The 3797-nt window shown below is 75.5% G+C and carries 3 protein-coding genes and 1 pseudogene; 1 reads left to right on the forward strand and 3 read right to left on the reverse strand.

Going from position 1 to position 3797, the window contains the following annotated elements; all coding sequences use genetic code 11:
* The 3 genes and pseudogenes from ICW40_RS19330 to ICW40_RS19340 form a co-directional block, all read right to left on the reverse strand.
* Nucleotides 1-361 (reverse strand): annotated as a pseudogene (locus ICW40_RS19330) (amino acid permease); the annotation flags it as partial.
* Between the two features lie 140 nt (nucleotides 362-501).
* Nucleotides 502-1554 (reverse strand): LacI family DNA-binding transcriptional regulator, encoded by a 1053-nt coding sequence (locus tag ICW40_RS19335; RefSeq protein ID WP_221655615.1) that lies wholly within the window; start codon nucleotides 1552-1554, stop codon nucleotides 502-504.
* A 156-nt stretch (nucleotides 1555-1710) separates the two neighbouring features.
* Complete coding sequence (locus ICW40_RS19340; protein WP_308121920.1) at nucleotides 1711-2205, reverse strand: DUF2505 domain-containing protein; 495 nt, start codon at nucleotides 2203-2205, stop codon at nucleotides 1711-1713.
* 80 nt (nucleotides 2206-2285) lie between these two features.
* Here ICW40_RS19340 and ICW40_RS19345 point away from each other — a divergent pair, with 80 nt between their 5' ends.
* Nucleotides 2286-3764 (forward strand): sensor histidine kinase, encoded by a 1479-nt coding sequence (locus ICW40_RS19345; protein WP_308121921.1) that lies wholly within the window; start codon nucleotides 2286-2288, stop codon nucleotides 3762-3764.
* The last annotated feature ends 33 nt before the right edge of the window (nucleotides 3765-3797 follow it).

A 3797-nucleotide genomic window follows, 5' to 3' on the forward strand; every position in this document is an offset into this window, starting at 1 on the left:
CACGCGCGCCGCGCCGGATGCCCGCGCAGGCCGCGGCCGTGAGCGCGAGCAGGACCGTCACCGCGACCGCCCGCCCGTGCTCCGGCCACGCGTACGCGCCGACCGTCGTGGCGATCGCGGCCGCGCTCAGCGTCTTGCCCAGCAGGAAGGCGACGCCGGCGAGGGTGCCGGCCGCGGGGGAGAGCCGCGCGCGCCCGTACGCGTACGCGCCGCCCGACGTCGGCAGCACCGCGGCGAGCCGCGCCGAGGAGTCGGCGTTGAGCCCGGCGACCACGGCCGCCAGCAGCAGCGCGAGCGGGAGGGCGGTCCCGGCGGCCGCGGCCGCGGGGGCGAAGGCGACGAAGACGCCCGCGCCGAGCATGGCGCCGACCCCGAGGCCGGTCGCGTCGAGCAGGCCGAGGCGCCGGGCGAGCCGAGGCCCCTCCGGTCGGCCCCCGGACCCTGCGGGTCCCGGCCCCGCGGCTCCCGACCCCGGCGCAGGCCCCGGCACGGACGCGGGCGTCAGGCGGACTCGCGGACGACGACCTCGGCCCCGAAGATGCGGGGCTCGAACGACGTCGTCTGCCCGGCGATCTGCTCGAGCAGCAGCTCACCCGCGACGCGGCTCATCTCGACCACGGGGTTGCTCATGGTGGTGAGCGGCGGCGCGGTCGACGCGGCGACCCCGAGGTCGTCGAACCCGATCACCTTGATGTCGCCGGGCACGGACAGGCCGCGCTTCGCGAGCACGCTCAGCGCGCCGGCCGCCATGAGGTCGGACGCCGCGAAGACGCCGTCGATGCCGGCGTGCGCCTCGAGCAGGCGCTCCATCGCGGCTGCGCCGCTCGCCGACGTGAAGTCGCCGCGGACCATGGCCTCGTCGGAGAGCCGCGCGTCCTGCAGCGCCTGCCGCCAGCCGGCGAGGCGGTCGACGCCCGCGGCCATGTCGAGCGGTCCGGCGATGGTCGCGATGGTCCGGCAGCCGCGCGCGATGAGGTGCTCGGTCGCCCGGCGCCCACCCAGGTAGTTGTTGACGTCGACGTACTGCATGGGCCGCGGGGCGGACCACGGGCGGCCGACGAACACGCACGGCAGCCTCGACTCGGCGAGCACCGAGTCGAGCGCGTCATCACGGTGGTGGGACACGATCACGGCCCCGTCCACGTGGCCGTTGCGCAGGTAGCGACCGGTCCGCTGGGCCTCCTCGCCCTTGCGCGCGATGAGGAGGATGAGCTGGATCTCGGTCTGCACGAAGGCTGCGCTGAGGCCCTGGAGCGTTCCGGCGAAGTAGGGGTCCGTGAGGACCTTCTCGTCGGGCTCGGGCACCACGAGGGCGACGGAGTCCGTGCGGCGGGTCACGAGCGAGCGGGCCGCGCGGTTCGGGGTGTACCCGAGCTCGGCGACCGCGGCGTCCACCGCGGCCTGCGCCTCGGGGCTCACCTTGAGCCCGCCGTTGATCGCGCGCGAGGCGGTCGACCGGGACACGCCCGCGCGCTCGGCCACCTCCTCGAGCGTCGGCGCGTGCGGCACTCCCGGCGCGGACAGGGTGCCGCCGGGGCGGAGGTCTGCCGTCATCGGCGATGTCCTTCCTGCGCGAGAGGGGCGGACCGCATCGATGAGAGCGGTCCCACCCCGGAGGAAGTCTCGCCGCGGCGCGGGAGGCGTGTCAACCGCCCCGGCCACGGCCGGCGACGGTGACGGGAGGCGGCATGCGTCACGGGGACGCCGGCCTCAACGACGCAGCCACTCGGCGGCCGTGCGCTCCTCGGCCGCGATCGCCGCACGGACGGCCTGCTCGGTCGCCTGCTCGACCGCCGCCGCGAACAGGGGGACGGAGGCCTTGAGGTCGCCCTCGAACCGCTGCACCGTGGCGCCGTCGTCGCCGGGGACGAGCTGCAGCGTGCCGGTCAGCCGGACGGGGGCGCCGAGGATCTCGACGACCACGGTGCCGCGTCGCTCGCCCGCGGCCGGCGGCTCCCACGCCTCGACCTGACGCACCTCGAGGCTCGCGCCGACGAGCGAGCGGAACTGGGCCGGGATGCCGTCCGTCGGCATCTGGCGGCGCGTGGTCACGGTGAACGCCTCGGCCGGACCGCCGACGACGTCGACCTGCTGCGACAGCGCTCCCGACGCGCGGACCTTCGCGGCGACGAACTCCTCGTCGGCGAGCATCCGGACGACGGTCTCGAGGTCGGCGTCGTAGCGGGCGTGGGCGGACAGGTGCACCGGTGCCTCCGGGTCATGGGTGTGTGCTGAGGCTATCGCCTGACGCCCTCGTGCACCCGCGTGCACCTAGGCTTTCGCGGGTGTCCACCCTGAGCGACCTCGTCTCGCGCCACGCCGACCTCGGCCCGGCCGACGTCGAGTGGCTCCACCTGCTGGTCGGGGACTGGCAGCTCATCTCCGACCTCGCCTTCGCCGACCTCGTGCTGTGGCTGCCGACGCGGTCCGGGGACTTCGTCGCCGTCGCGCAGGCCCGGCCCTCGACGGGTGCGACCGTCCACTACGACGACATCGTCGGGAGCAGCGCGCCCGAGGGGCAGCGGCCGCAGCTCGAGCGCGCGCTGGCCGAGGTCCGGATCCAGCGCTCGCGCGAGCCGCGCTGGTTCGGCACGTACGCGGTGCGCGAGGAGGCGGTGCCCGTCGTGCACGGCGGGCGGCCGATCGCCGTCGTCGCGCGGCAGACGAACCTCGGCGGCGCGCGGACGCCGAGCCGGCTCGAGCTCAACTACGTCGAGTCCGCCGACGACCTCGTCGCCATGATCTCGCGCGGCGAGTTCCCGACGCCCAACGCGCCCACCGGCCCGCGCCGCGGCGCCCCGCGCGTGGGCGACGGCCTGATCAGGCTCAACTCGGAGGGCGAGGTCCTCTACGCGAGCCCCAACGCGCTCAGCTGCTTCCACCGCTTCGGGGTGCTCGGCTCGCTCGTGGGCCGGTCGCTCGCGGAGGTGACGACCGAGCTGCTCGAGGAGAGCTCGGCGATGGACGAGTCCCTGCCGCTCGTCGTCATGGGACGAGCGCCGTGGCGGACGGACGTCGAGGCGCGCGGCGTGTGCCTCTCGCTGCGTGCGGTCCCGCTCACCGAGCAGGGGCAGCGCATCGGGGCGGTGCTGCTGTGCCGCGACGTCTCGGAGCTGCGCCGGCGTGAGCGCGAGCTCATCACCAAGGACGCGACGATCCGCGAGATCCACCACCGCGTGAAGAACAACCTGCAGACCGTCGCGGCGCTCCTGCGGCTCCAGTCGCGCCGGATGACGTCCGAGGAGGGCCGTGCGGCGCTCGGCGAGGCGATGCGGCGCGTGACGACGATCGCCCAGGTTCACGAGACGCTGTCCCAGACGCTCGACGAGACGGTCGACTTCGACACGCTCGTCGACCGGAGCCTGCGCCTGGCGGCAGACGTCGCGTCGGCCGGCGCCTCGGTGCGGACGGTGCGCACGGGGACCTTCGGCATGGTCCCGGCCGAGGACGCGACGGCGCTCGCGCTCGTCCTCACGGAGCTCGTGACCAACGCGGTCGAGCACGGGTTCGCCGGCGGACGCACCGGGACGGTCGAGATCACGGCCGAGCGCTCGGGCACGCACCTGCGCGCGATCGTGGCCGACGACGGCGTCGGCCTCCCGCCCGAGGGCGGTGCGCCGGGGCCGGGTGCGGGGCTCGGCACGCAGATCGTCGGCACCCTCGTGCGCAACGAGCTCCGCGGCCGGATCGACTGGAGCGCCCGGGAGAGCGGCGGCACGCAGGTCGTGCTCGACGTCGACCTGCGCGAGCGCAAGCCGACCTGACCGTCGCACGTCCGGGAGGACCCGGACGTGCGA

Origin of the sequence: Actinotalea ferrariae (assembly GCF_019733465.1) — a bacterium.
GTDB classification, from domain to species: domain Bacteria; phylum Actinomycetota; class Actinomycetes; order Actinomycetales; family Cellulomonadaceae; genus Actinotalea; species Actinotalea ferrariae_A.